The following is a 20780-nucleotide window of genomic DNA, read 5'->3' as shown; positions in this document are numbered from 1 at the left end:
ACAAATTCACCTTGAGGTGGGCCGATCCCAAAGCGTGGCGCTGACCTGGCAGACTGTGACGTATGGAGAACCCCTTCTTCTCTGTCCGTTTCCGCGGATACGACCGCGCCCAAGTCGACCGTGCGGTCGCCCGCATCCGCACCGCCACGGAAGCGGGAGCCCCGCCCCACCCCGACTCGCTCACGAACATGGGATTCCAGCTGACCCTGCGCGGCTACGACACCGGCGAGGTGGACGAGTACTTCGCCGAGGTCGCGAGGACGCTCCGCGGCGGATAGTCTGGGGACGTGACCTCGCAGGATCCGTACCATCCTCAACTTCAGCCGCCCCCGGCTCCCGTGCACCAGGCCCACATGCAGCCCGTCCAGCCGGGCCCGCCGGTCTACGGCCACCCGCAGCCGTACCCGCAGGCCCCGCCGTTCTACGCCGCCCACCCGTACTGGTCCGCCCCGGCGCCGGTGACCATCGACGGCTTCGCCATCGTGCAGCCGCGCCTCAAGCCGATCCCGTCCGGGCCGGCGGTCGGATCGCTGGTGGCCGGCATCGGCGCGGTGCTCGGCGCCGTCCCGGGGCTGCTGTTCGCCGCGTTCAGCCCGCTGGCCGGGCTGACCTTCTTCATGTCCGCGGCCCTGTTCGGGCTCGGCTCGCTGTTCCTCGCGATCTACGCGCGCCGCCAGATCCGGGCCGCCCAGGGCGGCGTCTCCGGCAAGGGCGTCGCGCTCACCGGCCTCATCATCGCGATCGTCGCGCTCGCGTTCGCGGCCATCGTCGGCCTCATCTCCCTCGCCGCGACCATGTGAGGCGGAGGCGCCCCGGGACCCGGGGCGCCTCCCGCCGCTCAGCAGTAGTTCGTCAGGTGCGACTGGATCGCGGACTTCTCGGCGGAGTCGACCGTAAGGTTGTAGAGGTACTTCACGTGCGTCCAGGCCTTGACGTAGTCGCAGCGCACGGAGGTGTTGGACGGCATCCACTCGGCGGGGTCGTGGTCGCTCTTGGACGAGTTCGCGGCGGTGGTGGCGATCCACAGCTGCGGCGAGTTGATGTCGTTGGCGAAGGCCTGGCGCTGGGCGGTGGTCCAGGCGTAGGCGCCCGAGGCCCACGCTTCGGAGAGGGCCACGACGTGGTCGATGGTGGCGTTGGAGACCGAGGTGGTCCAGACGTTGTCGAAGTCGGACTGCCAGCGGCCGGAGGTGGGCTGGCAGCCGTCGGAGGTGACGACGTTCTGGCCGTCGCGCTTGAGGATGTATTGGCGGGCGGTGCACCCGCCGGTGCCGCTGACCGCGCTCCAGTGCGGGAACAGGTCCCGGTCGTAGGTGTCGCCGTGCGACTCCGAGGCCACGGTCAGCTGGTTCAGCTCGGACTGCGCGGTCGCCAGGGACGGGATGCCCGGCGGCCGCACCGCCTCCGCCGGGGACGTGTCGAGGACGAGCACCGTGAGCACGGCGAGCGCGGCCGACGAGAGGACCGCCGCCGCGCGCTTGAGGGTCTGCATGGGGAAGCTCCTGTGGGGGAGGGTGGACGCTGCGTCTGCCGGGGTACATGGATCGAAGGCCGCGAATGCGGTGCCGACCGGGATCATCGAATCATGGGATGTCACTGGGCCGCAAGGGGTGAACCCCATCTTTTACCCACAAGACATGGCGAACTTACGCAAGCGTTGATTCACGGACAAGCCGGATCAACCGACTACAGGCCATGATTCGGGCGAATACCTACAATGGAGGCATGACTGTGAGCAGCCGGGAAACGCACATCGGCGGCCTCGCGGTCGGGTACCTGCCCGACCGCCTCGGGGCCGCCTCCGACTTCGAGTTCGAATGGGGCGGCGTCGCGTTCGTCCAGCGCGTCTGGGAGACGCAGCTGCCCGACGGCGCGTGGCGCGTCGACCTCCAGGTCCAGGCCATGCGCGGGGAGGGCCTCGCCGACCTCGACGCGCTCCGCGCCTTCCTCGCCGAGTACCACGAGCGCGGCGACGACTGGAAGGGCGAGCCGTACGGCGAGGACGGCGTCGCGGGCGAGCACGAGGTCGCCCGCCTCCTCGCGCCCGGCCTCGCCGTCGAGGTCCGCGACCCCTTCGGCCGCGTTGGCCTCCACGAGGTCAAGGCCACCGCCGCGTCGGTCGTCAAGGCGCCCTAGGGCATCGCGACAGGCCCGGCCGCACCGCGGCCGGGCCTGTCGCCGTGCGGGCCTAGACCGGGTCGAACTCGGTGATCACGAGGTCGTTGAAGACCGCCGGGCCGCCGTCGGTGTAGAGCGCGAGCCGGTCGTCGCCCGGTTCGGGGAAGACGAGGCTGGTGTGCGCGTAGCGGCCGTCGTTGAGGAACACCTCCGCGGAGAGGTTGTCGACCAGGATGCGCAGGTCGACCGAGCGCCGCGCCGCGTCGAAGGGCGTGCGGCTCTCCCGCCACCGGCCGGTGGTGTCCGGGCTGCCGGTGTAGCCGCGGTTGAGGTAGGCGTAGCCGCCGGCGGGGTAGACGCCGGCGTCGACGTGCCGCGCGCCGTCCGGCGAGAGCCGCAGCTGGAACCCCGCGTTGGCGAGCGAGCCCCACGTGACGCGGGTGCGGACCTCGTAGGCCCGGCCCCGGTAGTCGAGCGGGAGGACGCCGTCCACGGCCACGTCCCCGAGCTCGACGCGGCGCGAGGCGCGCTCGCCGAGGGTCCGCACCGGCGCCGACAGCAGCGCGCACTCCGTCGCGCTGTACCAGTGCAGCTTGACCTCGCGCACGATCGAGTCGGCGCCGTTGAACCCGTCCGCCTCCCACGAGGGCGTGGTGAACGGGTAGTCCCAGTGGTTCATCCACCCGATCGCGAGGCGGGTCCGCGGGTCGACCTGCCCGCCGGTGCGCCGCTCCCAGGTGACGGCCCCGTACCAGTCCCAGCCGTGGTCCAGCCATTTCGGCTCGGGCCGGTCGGGCACGAACGTGGTGCCGTTCCACTGCCCGGTCCAGTACGCGTAGGTCGCGGGCCCGCCCGAGCCCTTGGTGTTGGCGCTGGCGCCGAGCACCCAGCGGCCCGGGCCGGTCGCCGACTCGATCCAGAACAGGTCGGGGCATTCGAAGACGCCCATGCCGCCGCGGATGAAGCCCTCGGTGTACTTCCAGCTCTTGAGGTCGGTGCAGGTGTAGAAGCCGATCTTGTCGTTCTCGGCGAGCGCCATCACCCACTGGGAGCGGGCCGCGTCCCACACGATCTTCGGGTCGCGGAAGTCGACCACGCCGGGGTTGGGGAGGACGGCGGGCTCGTGGCGGGCGAAGGTGCGGCCGCCGTCGGTGGAGTGGAACAGGAACTGGGCCTGCCGGTGCGGCGCGGTCGCGAACCGGTCCTCCTGCGTGGCGACGGCGATGATCGCGCCCGCGCCGGAGCCGGCCGTGTTCGCCTCGTCCACGACCATGCACCCCGACCAGATGGAGCCGTTCGGGTTCGACTCCTTCGGGATGGCGGTGCCGAGGTCCTCGAACGCGACGTCGTCGTCGGTGGCGGCGAGGCGCCAGGAGGTGCCGGTGCCCATCGCCGGATAGTCCTTGTTGTACAGGTAGTAGTAGTGGGTGCGGCCGTTCACGTAGATCGGCCGCTGCGGGTCGTTCTTCCAGTGGTCCGGCACCGAGAAGTGGTAGACGGGCCGGTAGGACGCGGACTGCGCCGCCGCCGGGAGTCCGATGAGGCCGGCGGCCGCGCCGATTCCGGCGGCCTGGAAGAGGTTCCTGCGGGAGGTTCGCAGCATCGTCGCTCCAAACGGGGGAAAGCGGAATTGACATTCATCAGCGTAAAGAGTTAAAAGTAGTTAAATCTATGAATGTCAGTGGTTAATCGGGTTAACCCCGCGGCCCCTCACAGTTCGGACCGGCGCGGCGGGTTCGCGCCCGCGCGCGAGCACGTCACCGCCGCCACCCGCGACGCGAACGCGACCGCCTCGCGCGCCTCGGCGGCCGTCAGCGCGCCGAGGTCCTCGCGGCGCAGCCGCCCGCGGCGGCCGAGCCAGTCGAGCAGGCCCCCGCTGAAGGAGTCCCCGGCCCCCACCGTGTCCACCATGTCCACCGGCGCGGCCGGCACCGCGAACGACTCGCCGCCGGCCCACACCTGCGCGCCGTCCCCGCCGCGCGTGATCACGACCAGCTTGCGCCCCTTCGCGATCCACGTCTCGGCCAGCGCCTCCGGCTCCTCGCCCGGCCAGATCCACGCCAGGTCCTCGTCCGAGACCTTCACGATCGACGCGAACGCGAGCCACCGCTCCAGCCGCTCCCGGTACGCGTCCCGGTCGCCCAGCAGGGCCGGGCGCACGTTCGGGTCCAGGCTGACCGTCGTGCCCGTGCTCAGCCCCGCGAGCCACCGCTCCAGGACCGGCCCGCCCGGCTCCAGCGCGAGCGCCAGCGAACCGGCGTGGACCGCGTCCAGGCCCGGGTCGCGCGGCAGCTCGTCCGAGGACCACCCCCAGTCGGCGGTCCCCTCGGTGTGGAACGCGTACGCCGCCGACCCGTCGGGGGCCACCGACACGATCGCGAGGCTCGTCGGCTCCGCCGCGTCCACGATCCAGCGCAGGTCCACGTCCGACTCGGCCAGGTGCGTCCGCAGCAGCCTCCCGAACGCGTCGGCGGACAGCCGCCCCAGGAACGCCGTCTCGGTCCCCAAGCGCCCCAAGGTGACCGCGACGTTCATGGGGCTCCCGCCGGGGTGCGCCACGGGATGGCGGGCGTCGGACCCGACCTCCAGGTCGACCAGGGCCTCCCCGACGACGCCGATCATGCGCGCACCAGCCTCTCCCCGTCCCAGCGGACCGGGATCGGATCGGCGATCTCGCCGACGAACCCGCCGTCCTCGATGTTGCGGAAGCCGATGATAACCGTCCGCCCGTCCACGTCGTGCAGCCTTGCGGCGTACAGGCTCTCGTGCGCGAACGGGCGCGCCTTCGCGATGTCGACCCCCGTGAGCGGCAGCTCCACGGGCACCACGTAGTTGTCGCCGGCCTCGCCGAGCGCGCGCCGCGCGTCGGACGCCTCGCCCCGTCCGCAGCAGAACAGCAGCAGCCACTGCCCGTCGACGCGGTGCAGCTGCGTCACCTCGATCTGCCCGAACCCGAGCGCGTCGGGACGGTTCAGGGGCGGCAGCACCTCCCACTCGTCGAGGTCGGCGGAGCGGGCCCGGCCCACGACGCCGCGCTCGCGGGCCGGCTCGAGCCCCTCGGTGCGGGCGGTGAACAGCATCCGCCACTCGCCGCCCTCGCGGTACACCCACGGGTCGCGGCACGCCTCGTCGAACCAGTCCGAGTCCGCGGAGTACCGCTCGTACCAGCGCGGGTCGGCCTCGACCTGCGGTCCGGGGAGGCGGGTCCAGGAGACCAGGTCGTCGGAGACGGCCGAGCCGATGCGCTGCACCTTGCCGTCCTCGGCGCGGGAGACGCCGGTGTAGAACATGCGCCACCGGCCCGAGTCCTCCCGCACCACCGAGCCCGTCCAGGTGGCCTGGTCGTCCCAGGCGGGGGCGTCGTCGCAGACGAGCGCGTCCGGCATGAGGGTCCAGTCCGCGAGGTCGCGGGAGACGGCGTGCCCGATCGAGGCGCGCTGGTGGCGGCGCCCCTCCTCCTGGAGCGCCCGGGAGGCGCGCAGGAAGAACACGTGGTGGAGCCCCTCGTCGTCGGTCGCGTACCAGGAGTCCCAGACCCAGTGGTCGGCGAGCTTGAGCATTGTCGTCCTCTCGATGGTGGGGGGAGGTCAGTCCTTCATGCCCGCGGAGGCGATGGACTGGATGAACGCGCGCTGGAACACGAGGAAGACGACGACCATCGGCAGCGTGATCATGCTGATGTAGGCCATCACCTCGCCCCAGGCGGTGTCGAGCTGGAAGAAGTACTGGACGCCGACCATGACCGGGCGCAGCTCCTCGCTCTGCACGGTCATGAGCGGCCACAGGTAGGCGTTCCACGTCGCGGGGGAGGTGACCACGGTCAGGATCGCGACGGTCGCGAACACCGGCTTGGACAGCGGCACGATGATCCGCCAGTAGGTGCGCAGCCATCCGGCGCCGTCGATCGCGGCGGCCTCCTCGAGGCCCTTGGGCAGGCTCTTGAAGTACTGCGCGAACAGGAAGATCGAGAAGGCGTTCACGATGAACGGGACGATCTGCACCCGGTAGGTGTTCAGCCAGCCGAACTCGAGGACCGGCGTGAGCCCGTCGAACCCGATCCAGGGGAGGTTCGCCACGAGGTACACCATCGGCACGATCGTGGTGTCGAACGGCAGGATCAGGGTCGCGATGACGAGGCCGAACACGAGTCCCCTGCCGCGCCAGCGCATCCGGGCGAGCGCGTACCCGCACATGGAGTTCACGACCAGGCCGAGCGCGGTGACCGCGGCCGTCACGAGCAGGGTGTTGCCGAGGAACCGCCAGAACGGGACCCGGTCGAACACGGCCGCGTAGTTCGCGAACGAGAGGTCGCCGACGGGCAGGAACGCCCGCACCGAGTCCATGTCGGCGAAGATCTGGTGGTCGGTCTTCAGGCTCGCCGCGAGCATGAACACGATGGGGAACAGGAAGAACGCGGCGAGCGCGGTCATCGGGACGTACGTCCACGCGCGGCGGCGGTCCGCCGGAGCCCGGTAGGTCGCCATGGTCAGTCCCCGTCCCGGGTCAGGCGCCGCTGGAGGAGCGCGAGAGCGAGCACGATGCAGAAGAACACCAGCGAGAGCGCGGCGCCGTAGCCCATCTGCTGCTGCTGGAATCCCTTCTGGACGATCTGGAGCACCAGCGTGCTCGTCGAGCCCACGGGGCCGCCGCCGGTCATGATGTTGACCTGCACGAACAGGCTCATCGCGGCGATCGTGATGGTGATGAGCACGAACACGAACGTGGGCTTGAGGAGCGGCAGCGTCAGGTGCCGGAACCGCTGCCAAGGCGTGGCGCCGTCGAGCGCGCCGGCCTCGTACACCTCCTCGGGGATGGTCTGGAGGCCCGCGAGCCAGATGACCATGTGGAAGCCGACGCCCTGCCAGACGCTCATGACCACGATGGCGCCCATGGCGGTCGAGGGCTCGGCGAGCCACGCCTGCCCGGCCCAGGCGCCGCCGGTGAGGAGCGACAGCCCGGAGTTGATCAGGCCGTCCTCCTGGTAGAGGAAGCGCCACAGGAGGCTGACGACGACCATCGAGGTGATCACCGGCAGGAAGTAGATGGTGCGGAACAGGTTTCGCCCGGCGATCCGCTGGTTCACCAGGAGCGCGAGGACGAGGCCGAGCCCGCCCTGGAGCGGGACGACGACGGCCGCGAACACGAAGGTGTTCAGCAGGGACCGCCGGAAGAGGGCGTCCTCGGTGAAGGCCCGCTGGAAGTTCTCGAGCCCGGTGAACTCCGGCGGCGTCGGGGACACGAGCCGGGCGTTGGTGAACGCCAGCACGAGCGAGACGACCGCCGGCCCGATGACGAACACGAGGAGGAGCACGACCCCGGGGACCGCGAACGCGGTCGCGGCCCGCTGCTCGGCGCGGGAGCGGCTGCGGCGGCGCGGCGGAGGGGCCGCCTGCGCGGCGCCCTCCACCGGCCGTTCGACGGCGATCGCCATCGCTAGAACCCGTATCCGGCGTTGGACTCGATGTCGGCGTCGATCTCGGCGACCATGGCGTCGAGGCTCTCCTGGACGTCGCCGCCGTGGATGATGTCGCCGGTGTACTGGCCGAACACGGAGGCGATCACGGTGTACGCGGGCGTCTCGGGCCGCAGCACCGCGTACGCCTTCGAGTAGTCGACCATCATGCGCAGCTTCCCGTCCGTGCCGTAGTGCTCGGTGAGCTCGGCGGCGGCGTCGGTCGCGGGGATGAGGCCGGTGCGGTTGGCGTACTCGGCCACGTACTCGTCGGAGACGGCGGTGGCGAGCCACTCGTTCGCGCCGGCGCCGTCCGCGGTGGAGGTGACGGCCCACTGCCAGGAGCCGCCGCCGATCTTGGGCCCGGCGCCGAAGTCCGGCGGCGGGAGGTACAGCACGTCGTCGTAGAGGTCGGCCGCGGCGAGCGCGCCCCAGTTGCCGTGGAAGGCCATGGCGGCCTTGCCCTGCATGAAGTCCTCGGCCCCGCCGGGGGACTCGACGTTCGCGAGCCCGCTGGTGAACAGGCCCTGGAACCACTGGCCCCAGGCGAGGGCCTCGGGTCCGTTGAGGACGCCGGCGGCGCTCAGGTGGGTCTCGCGGTCGATGAGGTCGCCGCCGAAGCTCTGGAGGAACGGCGAGAACGCGTACGGGTACCACTCGCCGGTGTCGGCGGTGGAGAAGTCGATCGCGTACTGGTAGCCGCCGGAGCCGGCGACCTGGAGGAGCGCGTCGTCGAACTCCTCGCGGGTCCACGGCTGCTCCATCGTGGGGATGCGCACCCCGGCGGCCTCGAGCACGGACTGGCGGGCGAAGACCGAGCACGCGGCCTCCCAGTGCCCGATGGCGTACAGCTCGTCCTGGAAGCGGCCGAGGACCGAGGGCAGGAACCGGTCGGTGACGGCGGCGTCGAGGGCGAGGGGCTGGAGGTGCCCGGCCCAGGCCCAGTTCGCGACGTTCGGCCCGTCGACGGTGAGCAGGTCGGGCAGGTCGCCCGAGAGCGCGGCGGCGTTCACGGTGTCGTTGTAGACGTCCTGCGGGAACGGCTCGAGGGTCGCGGTGTACGCGTCCTGCGAGCCGTTGAACGCCTCGATGATCGACTCGGTCACCTCGATCTCGAGGGGGCTCCCGGCGTTGTGGCTCCACAGGAGCAGCTCGCCGTCGGCCGAGCCGCCCCGGGCCGAGCAGGCGGTGAGGGCGGGTCCGGCCAGGGCCGCGCCGCCTGAGGCGGCGGCGAGTTGGAAGAAGCGGCGTCGTTGCATGTTCACTCCGATTCGGGCAGCGAGGGTTTCAGTGAGGGGCCGCGACGGACTGCCGGCGGGCCGTCGGGCAGGGCATGAGGTGCTGGACGGGCGCGGCGGCGGGGTCGTCGAGGCGGCGCAGGAGCTCGCGGACGGCCCAGCGGCCCATCTCGTAGTGGGGCAGGGCGGCGGAGGTGAGGCCGGGGAAGAGCTCGGGGGCGATGAGCTCCTGGTCGTCGTAGGAGACGACCGACAGGTCCCCGGGGATGCCCAGGCCGAGTTCGGCGGCGGCGCGGTAGACGCCCATCGCCATCCGGTCGTTGTAGCAGAACACGGCGGTGGGCCGGTCCGGCCGCGCGAGCATCCGCATCGCGCCCTCGTAGCCGTCGAGGGTGAGCGCGTGCTCGACCTCGACGAGCAGGTCGGCGGGGTCGAGCCCGTTGGCCTCGACGCGCTCGCGCCAGGTCGCGAGCCGGATCGCGCGGGCCTCGACGTCCTCGGTGGTCGTCAGGTGCCCGATGCGGGTGTGCCCGGCGCCGGTGAGCTCGGCGAGGACCCCGAGGGTCCCGCCGCGCTCGTCGGGCACGACCGAGGAGGCCGAGCCGTCCGGCGTGCGGGCGTCCAGGAGGACGTGCGGCGTCGCGCCGATGCCCTCCGGGACCTCGATGACCTGGTGGTACATGGTGGCCAGCAGGATGCCGTCGATCTGGCGCTCCTGGAGCGCGGCGATCGCCTCCTCGGTCTCGGCCCGGTCGCCCGAGGTGTCGACCATGAGCAGGAGGAACCCGGCCCCGCGGGCCGCTTCGTGCGCGCCCCGGATCATCTGGCCCGCGAAGGGGGTCGTGGCGACGTCGTCCCCGACGAACCCGATCATCTGGGTGCGGCGGGTGCGCAGCCCCCGGGCGACGGTGTTCGGCCGGTACCCCAGCTCGGCCGCGGCCGCCCGCACCCGCTCCCGGGTCTCGGCGCCGATCCGGCGCCCGCCGGTGTCGTTGAGCGCCATGGAGGCGGTCGCGGTCGACACGCCGGCCGCCTTCGCGACGTCGGCCAGTCGGGGCTGCTTGGTCACCGTTGACTTCCCTTCGTGAGTTAATCGATTAACTCAACCGCCGCACGTGCATCACGTGCATGCGTTAATCGATTAACCGAGAATCTACGGCCGCGCGGCGGCGAAGTCAACACCCGCCGGTCACAATCCCGCAACACCCGCCGGGACCCGGACGGACGGCGCGGACCCGGGTTCGCGATGTGCTGCGAAGCCGGAAGAACGCGAATAATGTGGACGATTCGGGCCTAGACTGTCGCCACGCGGCCCGATCTGGGCCGCGTGGTGCCGTCGGCCGGGTCCGACGCGGTCCCGGAGGTGTGCCATGTCGCTTCGCGCCGATCCGTTCATCCAGGACGCCGCGACCGGTCGGAGCGTCACGGTGTGGTGGGCCGCGATCATCGTCTTCCTCGGCCTCTTCGCCTTCCAGCTCGCCGTCATGACCGCCCTCGCCGTGGCCTGGCCGGGCCCGGACGGCTCGCCGGCCGCGCAGGTGCAGGAAGCGGTCGCGAACCTGCTCACGATCGGGCTGCTGTTCACCTGGATCGCCTGGTTCGAACGCCGCCGCATCGCCACCCTCGGCCTGCGCCGGCCCGGCCGCGGCTTGCTGGTGCTGCTCCTCGGCGTGGCCGTCGGGCTCGCGATGATCTCCGTCCCGATCCTGTTCCTGTGGGCCACCGGCTCCTATCAGACCGCGCCCGCCCCGCAGGACGCGACCGCCGGCGCCGCGGCCCTCCCGCTCGTCGTCGCCCTCACCGCCACCGTCATCGCCCAGGGCGCGAACGAGGAGCTCCTCACCCGCGGCTTCCTGTTCCAGAGCTTCGCGCAGGGACTCCCCGGCTGGCTGGCCATCGGCCTGGGCGCGGTGATCTTCGCCCTCGTCCACGGCGTGGTCGAGCCCCTGCCGTTCGCCACCATCACCTTGTACGCCCTCTTCGCCACCTTCACCGCCCTGGCGCTGCGGTCGCTGTGGCTCGTCTGCGGCATCCACGCCGGATGGAACTTCGGCATGGGCAACGTCTACGGCATCCCCGTCTCCGGCAGCGACCCCCAAACCGCCTCGCTCGTCTTCCTCGCCCCCGCGCCCGGATCGGCCGACTGGCTCACCGGCGGCGACTTCGGCACCGAAGGCGGCCTCCCCGCCGCCCTCACCCTCCTCGCCGCCACCGCCATCGCCTGCACCCGCTGGCAACGGCAACGCCGAGCCGCGGCCGCCGGCGACACACCGGCGGCAGCGCCGACCATGCACTGACCCGGACCGCCCGAAGGCCCCGGCCCGGCCGTCGCCGCCGAGCGAGTGTCGAGCCTGCCGGCCGAAGCCGTCCGAACCGCCGCGCGGGCGCGAGCACCGCGCCGGACCCTCCTGACAGCCCTTGACCTCCGACGACCGCGGAAGGTCCGGTTCGCTCGTCGCCGTGACCTGACAGGTCCGTTTGATGCCTTATCGTGGAGGGACCGATCCGTTCCAGGGCAACATGTGCTCGAGTAGATGGGACCCCCATGTCTGTGCTCTTCGTCGACCGCGCCGAAGAGGGCGCCTGGCTGCGGCAGTTCGCGCGCGGGATCTCGGGTGGCGCGGGGCTTCGATGCGCTGTGCTCGAAGGACCTTCGGGCATGGGGAAATCGGCGCTGCTGGCCGAGTTCAGCCGGTCGCGCGCAGAGCTTCCCGTCGAGATCTTCACGGTGCGCTGCAACCCGGTGATCGGTGCGGGCCGGACCTTCGGGCCCGTCGTGGACCTGCTTCTGGAACTCGAGGCGCGAGCACCGCGGCGGTGGCGGCGGAAGCCGATCGCGGCCGCTGTCGCCAAGTCGACCACCGGGCTCCTCGCCGAGTTCGTCCCGGTGCTCAAGCCTCTGGTCGCCATCGGCACCGACGCCGTGAAGACCACGCTCTCGTCGGGCGCGATCCCCTTCGACAGCCTCCTGCCGTTCGAGCAGGCGGCCGCGGTCAAGATCGCCGAGGCGATCGCCGAGCGCATCGCGAAGCGCCCGACCGTGCTGGTCGTCGACGACGCGCACTTCTGCGATGAACTGAGCCTCCAAGTGCTCGAACGCCTGCTGCGCAACCGCGCGGTGCCGGTCGGGCTGGTGCTCGCGCGGGTTCCCCACCACAAGGACGGCAGCGCACTCGAACAGCTGCTGCCCACTTGGGAGGTCGACGGACTCGTCGGTCGGCGCAACCTCGGAGGGCTCCCGGCCGAAGCGGTCGCCGAGCTGGTGGATCATGAATTCCGGGAGGCGCCCCCGGGCTACGCGGCCCAGATCGGGCAGCGGACCCAAGGCCATCCGATCTTCCTCGTGAAGCTGCTGGAGGACCGGTCCACGGTCCTCCCCGAGTCCCTGGAGGCATGGCTCGAAGCGCAGCCCGAGATGCAGTCAGAGGACCGGAGACTGTTGAAACGCGCCGCGGCGCAAGGCTTCTGGTTCGACTCCGTCACCGTCGCCGAACTCGCCGGCGTCGACGGCGGTCAGACTCGCGACGCCCTGGACGCCCTGGCCCGGTCGAGTCCGCTCATCGAGCGATCGGCACCGCCCGAATGGGCCTTCAGAGAACGGGCCGACCACTACCGGTTCCAGCACCAGGCGCTGTGGCACGCCGTCTACGCGACCCAGAGCGATGCCGAGCGCCGCGAGCACCATGAACGGCTCGCGCAGGCCGCGATCAGGCGATTGGGCTCGGACGCGACCTACGAGCAGCGCTTGGAGATCGCCCGCCATCTTCGGGCCGCGGAGGACTACTGCCGGGCCGAGTCGAGCGATTTCCACCTCGCGCTCGCCCGGGATGCCGCCGCCGTCAACCTCTCCCTGGGCGACGCCGAATGGCTCTCGTGGGAGGCGTACGACGCCGCTTCGAAACTCCGAAAGTCCGCGCCCGGACGCGACGAGCGAATCGTGAAGGCGGTGCTCCTGCACCTCTCGCTGTCCGAGGTGCGCTGGAAAGGGCGCGTCGAGGCCACCGGGGAGCGGGACACCGACCGGCTCGCGGCACAGGCGGAGACCGCCGCCGAACGGCTGGGCGACCCGGCGCTGCTGGTCCGCGCCACCATGCTGCGAGGCAAGACCCTCATGGCGACCGAAGGGCTGGAACACGGCCTCGAACGGCTGCACCTGGCCGTGACGCGCGCCGAAGCCCTCGACGACCCGCTGACGCTGTACGTGGCGAAGATCGAGTACGGCCGGCAGGCGTCGAAGCGGAACCTCGCGGAAGGGGAAGCCCAGCTGGCCGAAGCCGAGCGCATGCGGGTCGAGGACGCCCGGATCCGCGACAGCGACGACCCGGTGCTGGTGCACAGCCGCAACCTCGGAGAGATCCAGTACGGCATCAGCCTCTTCGACTCGGGCCGCCTCGGCGACGCCTCGGACCGACTCGAACGCGCCGTGCGGCGCCTCCGGCTGCAATCCAATCGGACCGAACTGCCGATCGCCCTGAACTACCTTGCGCAGCTTCGCATCTGCCTCGGTGACCTGGCCGGCGCCGTCCAGCTGCTGCACGAAGCCCGCGACCTCGAGGCCGACCGCGGCGGGGACTCCGGCTGGCACGCCTACAACACGGCCCTGCTCGCTTCAGCACTCGCCGCACTGGGCGAGCCGGCGGAGCGGGTCGCCGAGCTGCTCGAGGAGGCGTGGGCGGAGACCGAGCGGACCTGGCTGCTCAACCTCGTCCCGATCGTCCGCAACCTCTACGCGCAGGAGGCGCTCACGGCGGGTCGACTCGACGCGGCCGAGCGCTTCGCGCGCGGCACGGTCGAGGAGACGCGCAAGAGCGGCATGGTTCGCTCTGAAATCGCCGCACACCTGCTCCTGGCCCGGATCGCTCTGGCGCGCAACGAGACCGAGCAGGCGGTGAAGTGCGCCCTCGACAGCCTGCGACTGCTGAACGAGAAGGGACCGCAGCCGGCGCTGCGCAGCGAGGAGGTGTACTACCACGCCGCCGTCATCTTGAGCGCCGGCGAGCAGCACGAGGAGGCGGCAACGCTCCTGGAGCGCGCGCGGGCCGAGCTCGCTCGAAAGGCGGCGTCGATCGAGGGCGCGGACCTCCGGCGGCGGTTCGAGGCCGCTCCGGGCTTGAACACCTGGATCCGGGATGGTGAGGGCGTCGCCTCCTGAGCCGGGCACCGACCGATCGTCCCCGGTCCCCGACCGATGGTCCGGTCAGCCGGGCCGGTACTCCGCGGTCGTCTTCGGCGTCTCATGCACCCTGACCGCGGTCAGCTCCGGGAACTCCCCGATCCAGCGGTCGAAGATCCAGCGGGCGAGCAGCTCGGACGTGGGCTGCACCTCCACCACCTCGTTCAGGTGCCGATGATCGAGGGTCTTGTCCATCCACTGCTTGAAGCCGTCCAGATCGCGGTAATCCCGCACGAAACCGGGCGGGACGAGCTTGTCGTCGGGAGCGGACAGCTCGAGGACGACCACGTAGTTGTGGCCGTGCATGCGAGCGCACGGATGCCACTTCGGCAGCCCTTCGAGCACATGGGAGGCCGAGAAGTGGAACTCCTTGGTGATCGTCAGCACGGCAGCTCCAGTCTCATGCCGTTCGGGAGTGATGCGTAGATCATTCCAGAACAGCACGCCCGGCGGAGTCCTACCCGGATGACCTGTACCGGGAAGGCGACGCCGCCCGGCTCGGCAGGCGACGGGAGCGGCCCGGACCGGGGAGTTCCGGCCGCGGGGGCCTGACAGCACTGAAGCCCCGGCAATGCCGAGGCTTCTGAGCTGTTTCTCTACTTGTACTCCCGAGCGGATTCGAACCGCCGTTTCCGCCTTGAGAGGGCGGCGTCCTAGGCCCCTAGACGACGGGAGCTTGGCCTTGTCGTTCGCGGCTTGCCGCGGCAACGACGACAACTTTACATGGTACTCCGGAGGGGTCCGCAACCGGGATATCGCTTGTGATGTGGCCTACCTCGACTGGTTCGCGAAGCGGCGGGCCGGACCGGCGCCGACACCTGTTCAGGTGTACCCCCGTTGCGCCGGGCCCGGCCCGCCGAGCGACTGTAACGCGCCGCGGCCGCGGCCGCGGCGCGATTCTCACTGGTTGCTCGTGCCCGCCTGGCCGGTGACGTCGTCGAGCCAGGCGGCGTCGACGCCGTCGTGGTAGTTGACGAGCTTCGCGGTGTACGCGGTGTCGCCGACCTTCGCGGTGACCGAGGCGATGACGCCGACGGTGGTCACGCACACCTCGAACGCCCCGACCGGCGCGTCCGCGGCGCCCTGGACGTCGACGCAGTTCGCGAGCTCGCCCGCGAGGGTGGTGTCGGAGAACTCGGCCGACGCGGCGGCGTCGGCCGCGGCCGCGGCGAGCCAGGCGGCGACGTCGGTGTCGGTCGGCAGCAGGCCGTCGAGCTCCTCGGCGAGCCAGGCCCCGAGCTCGGCCTCGTCCCCGCCCGACCACAGCGACGGGCGGTCGCCGACGACGACTGCGGCCGTCCCGGCCTCCGGGTCGACGGCCACGAGCAGCTCGTCGTCCGAGCCCTCGACGAGGTACTCGGCGGTGTACGCGTGGCCCTCGGCTCCGGCGAGGCGCTCGCTCAGCTCGGTCAGGCCCGCCTGGTCCTCCGAGGCCGCCTCCTCGTCGCCGCCGAAGGAGCAGCCGGCGAGCGCCAGCAGCGACGCCGCGCCGAGCGCGGCGCAGCGTCGAAGAGGGTTCTGCACGATCATGGGGCTCCACTTCCGTAGTGCGGGGGCGCTGGGGGATGCCGCGACGCCTTCGGCGGGGCTCGGGGGCCGCGCGGAGCGGCGGCGTCCGGGGGCACGCCTAGCACAGGTGTCTGATCTGAGATAGGACTCCACCATATAGCGCGGGGTCCATTCCCCATGTAACACGAGCGGGCGCCGCGAGCGCCATCGCGTTTTCGCGGCTCGGAGGCATCGCCGCCGGGGCCGGGGCGTAGGCTGAGGAGCTGTGGCCGGCGCAGCGTCGGGTCGGCCGAAATCCTTCGGACACGGCCCCGTAATCGGGCCGATCGTCAGATTCGGCTATTTCAGGAGTGACAGTGGCTGCAATTGAAGACATCCGCGCGAGGGAGATCCTCGACTCCCGCGGCAACCCGACGGTCGAAGTGGAGATCCTGCTCGACGACGACACGCTCCAGCGGGCGGCCGTCCCGTCCGGCGCCTCCACCGGCGCGTTCGAGGCGATCGAGCTGCGGGACGGCGACAAGGGCCGCTACCTCGGCAAGGGCGTCGAGAAGGCCGTCGACAACGTCAACGGCCCCATCCGCGACGCCCTGATCGGCATCGAGGCCTCCGAGCAGCGCCTCGTCGACCAGGCCCTCCTCGACGCGGACGGCACGCCGGACAAGTCGAACCTCGGCGCGAACGCGATCCTCGGCGCCTCGCTCGCCGCCGCGAAGGCCGCCGCCGACTCGGCCGAGCTGCCCCTCTACCGCTACGTGGGCGGCCCCAACGCGCACCTGCTGCCGGTGCCGATGATGAACATCCTCAACGGCGGCTCCCACGCGGACTCGAACGTCGACGTCCAGGAGTTCATGATCGCCCCGATCGGCGCGCCGACGTTCAAGGAGGCCCTGCGCTGGGGCGCCGAGACGTACCACGCGCTCAAGTCGGTCCTCAAGGAGCGCGGCCTGTCCACCGGCCTCGGCGACGAGGGCGGCTTCGCCCCGAACCTCGACTCGAACCGCGCCGCGCTCGACCTCATCGCGGTCGCCGTCGAGAAGGCCGGCTACAAGCTCGGCACCGACATCGCCTTCGCGATGGACGTCGCCGCCACCGAGTTCTACACCGACGGCGCCTACCTCTTCGAGGGCCAGAAGAAGTCCGGCGAGGAGATGAGCGCCTACTACGAGGAGCTCATCGCCGCCTACCCGTTCGTGTCCATCGAGGACCCGCTCTCCGAGGACGACTGGGCCGGCTGGTCCGCGCTCACCGCGAACGTCGGCTCCCGCCTCCAGATCGTCGGCGACGACCTGTTCGTGACCAACCCCGAGCGCATCCGCCGCGGCATCGAGGAGCGGGCCGCGAACGGCCTCCTCGTGAAGGTGAACCAGATCGGCTCGCTCACCGAGACCACCGACGCCGTCGAGATGGCCCACCGCGCGGGCTTCGGCTGCATGATGAGCCACCGCTCCGGCGAGACCGAGGACACCACCATCGCCGACCTGGCCGTGGCGATGACCTGCGGCCAGATCAAGACCGGCGCCCCGGCCCGCTCGGACCGCGTCGCCAAGTACAACCAGCTGCTCCGCATCGAGGAGGACCTCGGCGACGCCGCCCGCTACGCCGGCGCTTCCGCATTCCCGAAGTTCACGAAGGGAAGCTAGCGGCACAGCCGAAGCTCTCGAACGGATCGGAAGGCCCCCGCGCCGTACGGCGCGGGGGCCTTCGAGCGCTTCGGGGCCGGAGCGCATCGACTAGGCTGGGCCCGTGAACGCGAGCCGCCGACCCAGCCGCCCCGGAGGACGATCCACCGGTCCCGGCCGCACCCGCGCCGCCCGGCGTCCCGCGCCCGGCGCCGCCGGCCGCACCGAGGTCAAGCGCGTGCGGTACCGGCCCGCCCGCAAGGTCTCCCGCCGCGCCGCCGTCCTCGCCCTCGTCCTCTCCGCGCTCGCCCTCGCGTACGCGTACCCGCTGCGCACCTACATCGAGCAGCGCATCGAGATCAACCGCCTCGAAGCCGAGCAGGCCGCGCAGGAGGAGCGCATCGAGGAGCTCGAGGCCGAGCGCGTCAAATGGGACGACCCCGAGTACGTCCAGGCGCAGATCCGCTCCAGCCTCCTCCTGGTGCCCCCGGGCGAGGACCTCGTCATCGTCATCGACGAGGACGACCCCAAGCACACCGGTGGCGAGGACGACGAAACCGGGGCCGACCAGGCCTGGTACGAGGAGCTGGCCGCTACCTTTGAAGACGCCGACCAGCTCGACCCAGAGGAAACCGAGGAACCAGCGGAGTGATCCAGTGAAGCCGGAAGCGTGGCCCCAAGCGCCTCAAGAAGTCACCGAGGCCGACGCGGCCGCCGTCTCCGCCCAGCTCGGACGCCCCATCCGCGGCGCGCACGCCGTCGCCTGGCGCTGCCCCTGCGGCCAGCCCGCCGTCGTCGAGACTGAACCGCGCCTGCCCGACGGCACGCCGTTCCCCACGACGTACTACCTGACCTGCCCCAAGGCCGCCTCCGCGATCGGCCGCCTCGAAGGCGGCGGCGTCATGAAGGACATGAACGAGCGCCTCGGCGCCGACCCCGAGCTCGCCGAGCACCACCGCCGCGCGCACGAGGACTACCTCGCCCGCCGCGCCCGCCTCGGCGACGTCCCCGAGATCGCCGGCGTCTCCGCGGGCGGCCTGCCCGACCGCGTCAAGTGCCTCCACGCCCTCGTCGGCCACGCCCTCGCCGCCGGGCCCGGCGTCAGCCCCATGGGCGACGAGGCCATCGACCTGCTGCCCGAGTGGTGGCGGAAGTCCAGCTGCGCCCACCGGGAGGAGACCGAATGAGCACGCGGCGCGTCGCCGGCATCGACTGCGGCACCAACTCCATCCGCCTCCTCATCGCCGACGTCGGCGAGGACGGGCGCCTCCGCGACGTCGTGCGCCGCATGGAGGTCGTGCGCCTCGGCGAAGGCGTCGACCGCACCGGCCGCCTCGCCGACGCCGCCATCGAGCGCACCCGGGCCGCCCTCGCCGACTACACCGCGCAGATCCGCGCCGAAGGCGTCGAAGCGGTCCGCATGGTCGCCACCTCCGCCAGCCGCGACGCCGCCAACGCCGCCGACTTCACCGCCATGGTCGAATCCGTCCTCGGCCAGGCCCCCGAGGTCATCTCGGGCGACGAGGAGGCCCGGCTGTCCTTCACCGGCGCCGCCGCCACCCTCCCCGCCCACGGCGGCCAGCGCCTCCTCATCGACATCGGCGGCGGCTCCACCGAGTTCGTGCGCGGCACCGGCACCGACGTCGTCGCCGCGATCTCGGTCGACGTCGGCTGCGTCCGCATGACCGAGCGGCACCTGCGCTCCGACCCGCCGCGCCCCGACGAGATCGAGGCCGCGGTCGCGGACATCACCGGCATCGTCGACGGCGCGCTCGCCGTCGCCGACCCGGACCGGGCCGCGACCGAGCTCGTGGCCGTCGCCGGCACCGCGACCACGATCGCCGGCATCGCGCTGGGCCTGCCCGCGTACGACGCGGACGCGATCGACGGGACCCGCCTGACGTACGAGCAGGTCGCGAAGACCACCGCCGACCTGGCCGCGGCCGACCACGCCGCGCGCCTGGCGATCCCGGTGATGCACCCGGGCCGCGCCGACGTCATCGTCGGCGGCTCGCTCGTGCTGCGCACCGTCATGGAGCGCAGCGGGATCGACGCGGTCCTCATCAGCGAGCACGACATCCTCGACGGCATCGCACTGTCCGCTTAGGACGGCACGAGGCGGCCCCCGCGGAGTCCTCCGCGGGGGCCGCCCTGTTCGCTCACACCGCTTGCAGGTCCTTCGCCGGCGCCTTCGACGCGGCCCGCCACATCTCGGCGGCGAGCCACAGCGCCGCGGCCGTCACCATTGCGCCCCAGGCGATCCGGCCCGCGTGGGGGAGGAAGAACTGCGGCAGGTACGTGACCATGAGGGCCGCGAGCGGGACGCCGCTCCAGCGGTTGAGGGTGCCCGAGCGCCACACCGCGACCGCCGCGAGCACGGCGGCGACGGCGACGAGCGCGAGGCCGGTCGCGAAGACGGCCATGGCGACCGGGTCGAACCGGAACGCGTCGGCGACCTCGGTCATGGTCGGGTCGGCGTCGGCCACGGCCCGCTCGCCGATCGCCTTGAGGCCGTAGACCTCGGCGCCGTAGTACGAGATCGTCAGCGCCGATCCGATGTAGCCGGTGGTGGCGGCGAGGAACGCGGTCCGCTCGTGCCGGGTGCCCTCGAGGTGGGCGCGCAGCGAGCCGTACGCGAGCGGGATGAGGATGAGGCCGAGGATCGCGGCGACGTGGGCGGCGGCCCAGCCGGCGCTCGTCCAGGACTCGGCGCCCGCGAGCGTCGTCTGGTCCTCGCGGGGCGCGACCGCCTCGTAGACGACGAAGAGGACGCCCGCGAGGGCGAACGCGATCGCGCCGCTGCGGGTGCGGGAGTCGGGGGCTTGGGGGACTGGCACTGGTGCTCCTTCGGGGGTTCACCGCTCCTTCTAGTGAGCGGTGCTCTCTGTTGCGAGCAATGATTGCACATGCGTCCCGACAGCGCAAGAGCGGTGCTCTCGTTTCTGTACACTGGCCTGATGAACGCGCCGAGAACCGCCAGAGAACGCGCCCGCGCCGAGCTCACCAAGGAGATCCTGGCGTCCGCCCGCCGCCAGCTCGGCGAGGTCGGCGCCCCCGGCCTGTCGCTGCGCTCGGTCGCCCGCGAGCTCGGCATGGCCTCCTCGGCCGTCTACCGCTACTTCGCCAGCCGCGACGAGCTCCTCACCGCGCTGCTCGTGGAGTCCTACGGCGAGATCGGCGACGCGGCCGTCGAGGCCGACCGGCCGGGGGACGCGCCTGAGGACCGCTGGCTCGGGGTCTGGCGCGGCGTGCGCGACTGGAGCCTGCGCAACCGCCACGAGTACGCGCTCCTGTTCGGCACCCCCGTGCCCGGCTACGCCGCCCCCCACATCACCGTCGAGACCGCGGGCCGGATGCCCCTCGTCCTCGCCCGGATCGTCGCCGATGCGAAGCGCGACGGGCGCCTGCGGCCCCTGACCGGCCCCGAGTGCCCCCCGGCCGCCATCGACCCGGCCATGCTCGTCCTGCTCGAGGAGGGCGCCTTCACCGTCGAGGAGACCGCCCGGCTGATCCTCGCCTGGAACCGCCTCGTCGGCGTCATCGGCTACGAGCTCCACGGCCACCTCGCCAACGTGACCGCCGACGACGCCGCGTTCTTCGAGTACACGGCCCGCGCCGAGGGCGCGAGCCTCGGCCTCGCCTTCGACTGAGCCGCCGCCCGGCCCCGG

21 protein-coding genes and 1 tRNA gene are annotated in these 20780 nt (G+C 71.8%); 10 read left to right on the top strand and 12 right to left on the bottom strand.

Going from position 1 to position 20780, the window contains the following annotated elements; all coding sequences use genetic code 11:
- The first annotated feature begins 62 nt into the window (after nt 1-62).
- Together EIW28_RS19170 and EIW28_RS19165 are read left to right on the top strand one after the other, a co-directional pair.
- Nucleotides 63-278, top strand: a complete 216-nt coding sequence (locus EIW28_RS19170) for a DivIVA domain-containing protein (RefSeq protein ID WP_125249316.1) — start codon at nt 63-65, stop codon at nt 276-278.
- Between the two features lie 9 nt (nt 279-287).
- A complete protein-coding gene (locus tag EIW28_RS19165; protein ID WP_125249315.1) occupies nt 288-800 on the top strand; it encodes a DUF4190 domain-containing protein in 513 nt (170 codons plus the stop codon).
- 38 nt (nt 801-838) lie between these two features.
- Here EIW28_RS19165 and EIW28_RS19160 read toward each other — a convergent pair whose 3' ends face one another.
- Nucleotides 839-1492, bottom strand: coding sequence for an HNH endonuclease family protein (locus tag EIW28_RS19160; protein WP_125249314.1), 654 nt, complete (start codon nt 1490-1492; stop codon nt 839-841).
- 233 nt (nt 1493-1725) lie between these two features.
- On the opposite strand from EIW28_RS19160, the gene EIW28_RS19155 reads away from it, so the two are divergent.
- The gene (locus EIW28_RS19155) at nt 1726-2136 is read left to right on the top strand and encodes a hypothetical protein (RefSeq protein WP_197717370.1); all 411 of its coding nucleotides are present in this window, start codon (nt 1726-1728) and stop codon (nt 2134-2136) included.
- A gap of 52 nt (nt 2137-2188) precedes the next feature.
- Here the strand turns inward: EIW28_RS19155 and EIW28_RS19150 are convergent, their stop codons facing one another.
- From EIW28_RS19150 to EIW28_RS19120, 7 genes are all read right to left on the bottom strand, one after another.
- On the bottom strand, nt 2189-3721 hold the full coding sequence (locus EIW28_RS19150; RefSeq protein ID WP_125249313.1) for a glycoside hydrolase family 32 protein: 1533 nt from the start codon (nt 3719-3721) through the stop codon (nt 2189-2191).
- A gap of 107 nt (nt 3722-3828) precedes the next feature.
- On the bottom strand, nt 3829-4740 hold the full coding sequence (locus EIW28_RS19145; protein WP_125249312.1) for a carbohydrate kinase family protein: 912 nt from the start codon (nt 4738-4740) through the stop codon (nt 3829-3831).
- Entirely contained in the window at nt 4737-5678 is a 942-nt protein-coding gene (locus EIW28_RS19140; RefSeq protein WP_125249311.1) for a glycoside hydrolase family protein, read from the bottom strand. Before EIW28_RS19140 ends, EIW28_RS19145 begins: the two co-directional genes overlap by 4 nt.
- 27 nt (nt 5679-5705) lie before the next feature.
- Nucleotides 5706-6602 (bottom strand): carbohydrate ABC transporter permease, encoded by an 897-nt coding sequence (locus tag EIW28_RS19135; RefSeq protein ID WP_125249310.1) that lies wholly within the window; start codon nt 6600-6602, stop codon nt 5706-5708.
- A 2-nt stretch (nt 6603-6604) separates the two neighbouring features.
- Nucleotides 6605-7549: a carbohydrate ABC transporter permease gene (locus tag EIW28_RS19130; protein ID WP_125249309.1), complete on the bottom strand. Its 945-nt coding sequence runs from the start codon at nt 7547-7549 to the stop codon at nt 6605-6607.
- Between the two features lie 2 nt (nt 7550-7551).
- Nucleotides 7552-8829 (bottom strand): extracellular solute-binding protein, encoded by a 1278-nt coding sequence (locus EIW28_RS19125; RefSeq protein ID WP_125249308.1) that lies wholly within the window; start codon nt 8827-8829, stop codon nt 7552-7554.
- 28 nt (nt 8830-8857) lie between these two features.
- The gene (locus tag EIW28_RS19120; RefSeq protein ID WP_125249307.1) at nt 8858-9877 is read right to left on the bottom strand and encodes a LacI family DNA-binding transcriptional regulator; all 1020 of its coding nucleotides are present in this window, start codon (nt 9875-9877) and stop codon (nt 8858-8860) included.
- 301 nt (nt 9878-10178) lie between these two features.
- On the opposite strand from EIW28_RS19120, the gene EIW28_RS19115 reads away from it, so the two are divergent.
- The gene (locus EIW28_RS19115) at nt 10179-11105 is read left to right on the top strand and encodes a CPBP family intramembrane glutamic endopeptidase (protein ID WP_125249306.1); all 927 of its coding nucleotides are present in this window, start codon (nt 10179-10181) and stop codon (nt 11103-11105) included.
- Nucleotides 11106-11353: 248 nt separating this feature from the next.
- A complete protein-coding gene (locus tag EIW28_RS19110) occupies nt 11354-13960 on the top strand; it encodes an AAA family ATPase (RefSeq protein ID WP_125249305.1) in 2607 nt (868 codons plus the stop codon).
- A 45-nt stretch (nt 13961-14005) separates the two neighbouring features.
- Here the strand turns inward: EIW28_RS19110 and EIW28_RS19105 are convergent, their stop codons facing one another.
- From EIW28_RS19105 to EIW28_RS19095, 3 genes are all read right to left on the bottom strand, one after another.
- Nucleotides 14006-14368, bottom strand: a complete 363-nt coding sequence (locus EIW28_RS19105) for a 6-pyruvoyl trahydropterin synthase family protein (RefSeq protein WP_125249304.1) — start codon at nt 14366-14368, stop codon at nt 14006-14008.
- Between the two features lie 216 nt (nt 14369-14584).
- A tRNA-Glu gene (locus EIW28_RS19100) sits at nt 14585-14657 on the bottom strand.
- Between the two features lie 224 nt (nt 14658-14881).
- On the bottom strand, nt 14882-15511 hold the full coding sequence (locus EIW28_RS19095; protein ID WP_125249303.1) for a hypothetical protein: 630 nt from the start codon (nt 15509-15511) through the stop codon (nt 14882-14884).
- Between the two features lie 335 nt (nt 15512-15846).
- On the opposite strand from EIW28_RS19095, the gene eno reads away from it, so the two are divergent.
- From eno to EIW28_RS19075, 4 genes are all read left to right on the top strand, one after another.
- A complete protein-coding gene (gene eno / locus EIW28_RS19090) occupies nt 15847-17133 on the top strand; it encodes a phosphopyruvate hydratase (protein ID WP_125249302.1) in 1287 nt (428 codons plus the stop codon).
- A 103-nt stretch (nt 17134-17236) separates the two neighbouring features.
- Nucleotides 17237-17764, top strand: a complete 528-nt coding sequence (locus EIW28_RS19085; RefSeq protein WP_125249301.1) for an FtsB family cell division protein — start codon at nt 17237-17239, stop codon at nt 17762-17764.
- A 4-nt stretch (nt 17765-17768) separates the two neighbouring features.
- Complete coding sequence (locus EIW28_RS19080; protein WP_125249300.1) at nt 17769-18299, top strand: DUF501 domain-containing protein; 531 nt, start codon at nt 17769-17771, stop codon at nt 18297-18299.
- Nucleotides 18296-19219, top strand: coding sequence for a Ppx/GppA phosphatase family protein (locus EIW28_RS19075; RefSeq protein WP_125249299.1), 924 nt, complete (start codon nt 18296-18298; stop codon nt 19217-19219). Before EIW28_RS19080 ends, EIW28_RS19075 begins: the two co-directional genes overlap by 4 nt.
- 52 nt (nt 19220-19271) lie before the next feature.
- Here EIW28_RS19075 and EIW28_RS19070 read toward each other — a convergent pair whose 3' ends face one another.
- Nucleotides 19272-19949 carry a hypothetical protein gene (locus EIW28_RS19070; RefSeq protein ID WP_125249298.1) on the bottom strand — a complete coding sequence of 226 codons (678 nt, stop codon included), beginning with the start codon at nt 19947-19949 and terminating at the stop codon, nt 19272-19274.
- A 120-nt stretch (nt 19950-20069) separates the two neighbouring features.
- Between EIW28_RS19070 and EIW28_RS19065 the strand changes: the two genes are divergently transcribed.
- A complete protein-coding gene (locus EIW28_RS19065; RefSeq protein WP_125249297.1) occupies nt 20070-20762 on the top strand; it encodes a TetR/AcrR family transcriptional regulator in 693 nt (230 codons plus the stop codon).
- Nucleotides 20763-20780: the final 18 nt, after the last annotated feature.

The sequence above is a fragment of the Glycomyces terrestris genome (genome assembly GCF_003933745.1).
GTDB classification, from domain to species: Bacteria; Actinomycetota; Actinomycetes; order Mycobacteriales; family Micromonosporaceae; genus Glycomyces; species Glycomyces terrestris.
The sequence above is the reverse complement of the archived record's forward strand: the minus strand, read 5'-3'. Positions and strand labels throughout refer to the sequence as shown.

Coding starts and splice junctions, on each gene's coding strand:
- EIW28_RS19170 (WP_125249316.1), top strand. CDS start 63: ATGGAGAACCCCTTCTTCTCTGTCCGTTTCCGCGGATACGACCGCGCC.
- EIW28_RS19160 (WP_125249314.1), bottom strand. CDS start 1,492: ATGCAGACCCTCAAGCGCGCGGCGGCGGTCCTCTCGTCGGCCGCGCTC.
- EIW28_RS19155 (WP_197717370.1), top strand. CDS start 1,726: ATGACTGTGAGCAGCCGGGAAACGCACATCGGCGGCCTCGCGGTCGGG.
- EIW28_RS19150 (WP_125249313.1), bottom strand. CDS start 3,721: ATGCTGCGAACCTCCCGCAGGAACCTCTTCCAGGCCGCCGGAATCGGC.
- EIW28_RS19145 (WP_125249312.1), bottom strand. CDS start 4,740: ATGATCGGCGTCGTCGGGGAGGCCCTGGTCGACCTGGAGGTCGGGTCC.
- EIW28_RS19140 (WP_125249311.1), bottom strand. CDS start 5,678: ATGCTCAAGCTCGCCGACCACTGGGTCTGGGACTCCTGGTACGCGACC.
- EIW28_RS19135 (WP_125249310.1), bottom strand. CDS start 6,602: ATGGCGACCTACCGGGCTCCGGCGGACCGCCGCCGCGCGTGGACGTAC.
- EIW28_RS19130 (WP_125249309.1), bottom strand. CDS start 7,549: ATGGCGATCGCCGTCGAACGGCCGGTGGAGGGCGCCGCGCAGGCGGCC.
- EIW28_RS19125 (WP_125249308.1), bottom strand. CDS start 8,829: ATGCAACGACGCCGCTTCTTCCAACTCGCCGCCGCCTCAGGCGGCGCG.
- EIW28_RS19115 (WP_125249306.1), top strand. CDS start 10,179: ATGTCGCTTCGCGCCGATCCGTTCATCCAGGACGCCGCGACCGGTCGG.
- EIW28_RS19110 (WP_125249305.1), top strand. CDS start 11,354: ATGTCTGTGCTCTTCGTCGACCGCGCCGAAGAGGGCGCCTGGCTGCGG.
- EIW28_RS19095 (WP_125249303.1), bottom strand. CDS start 15,511: ATGATCGTGCAGAACCCTCTTCGACGCTGCGCCGCGCTCGGCGCGGCG.
- EIW28_RS19075 (WP_125249299.1), top strand. CDS start 18,296: ATGAGCACGCGGCGCGTCGCCGGCATCGACTGCGGCACCAACTCCATC.
- EIW28_RS19065 (WP_125249297.1), top strand. CDS start 20,070: ATGAACGCGCCGAGAACCGCCAGAGAACGCGCCCGCGCCGAGCTCACC.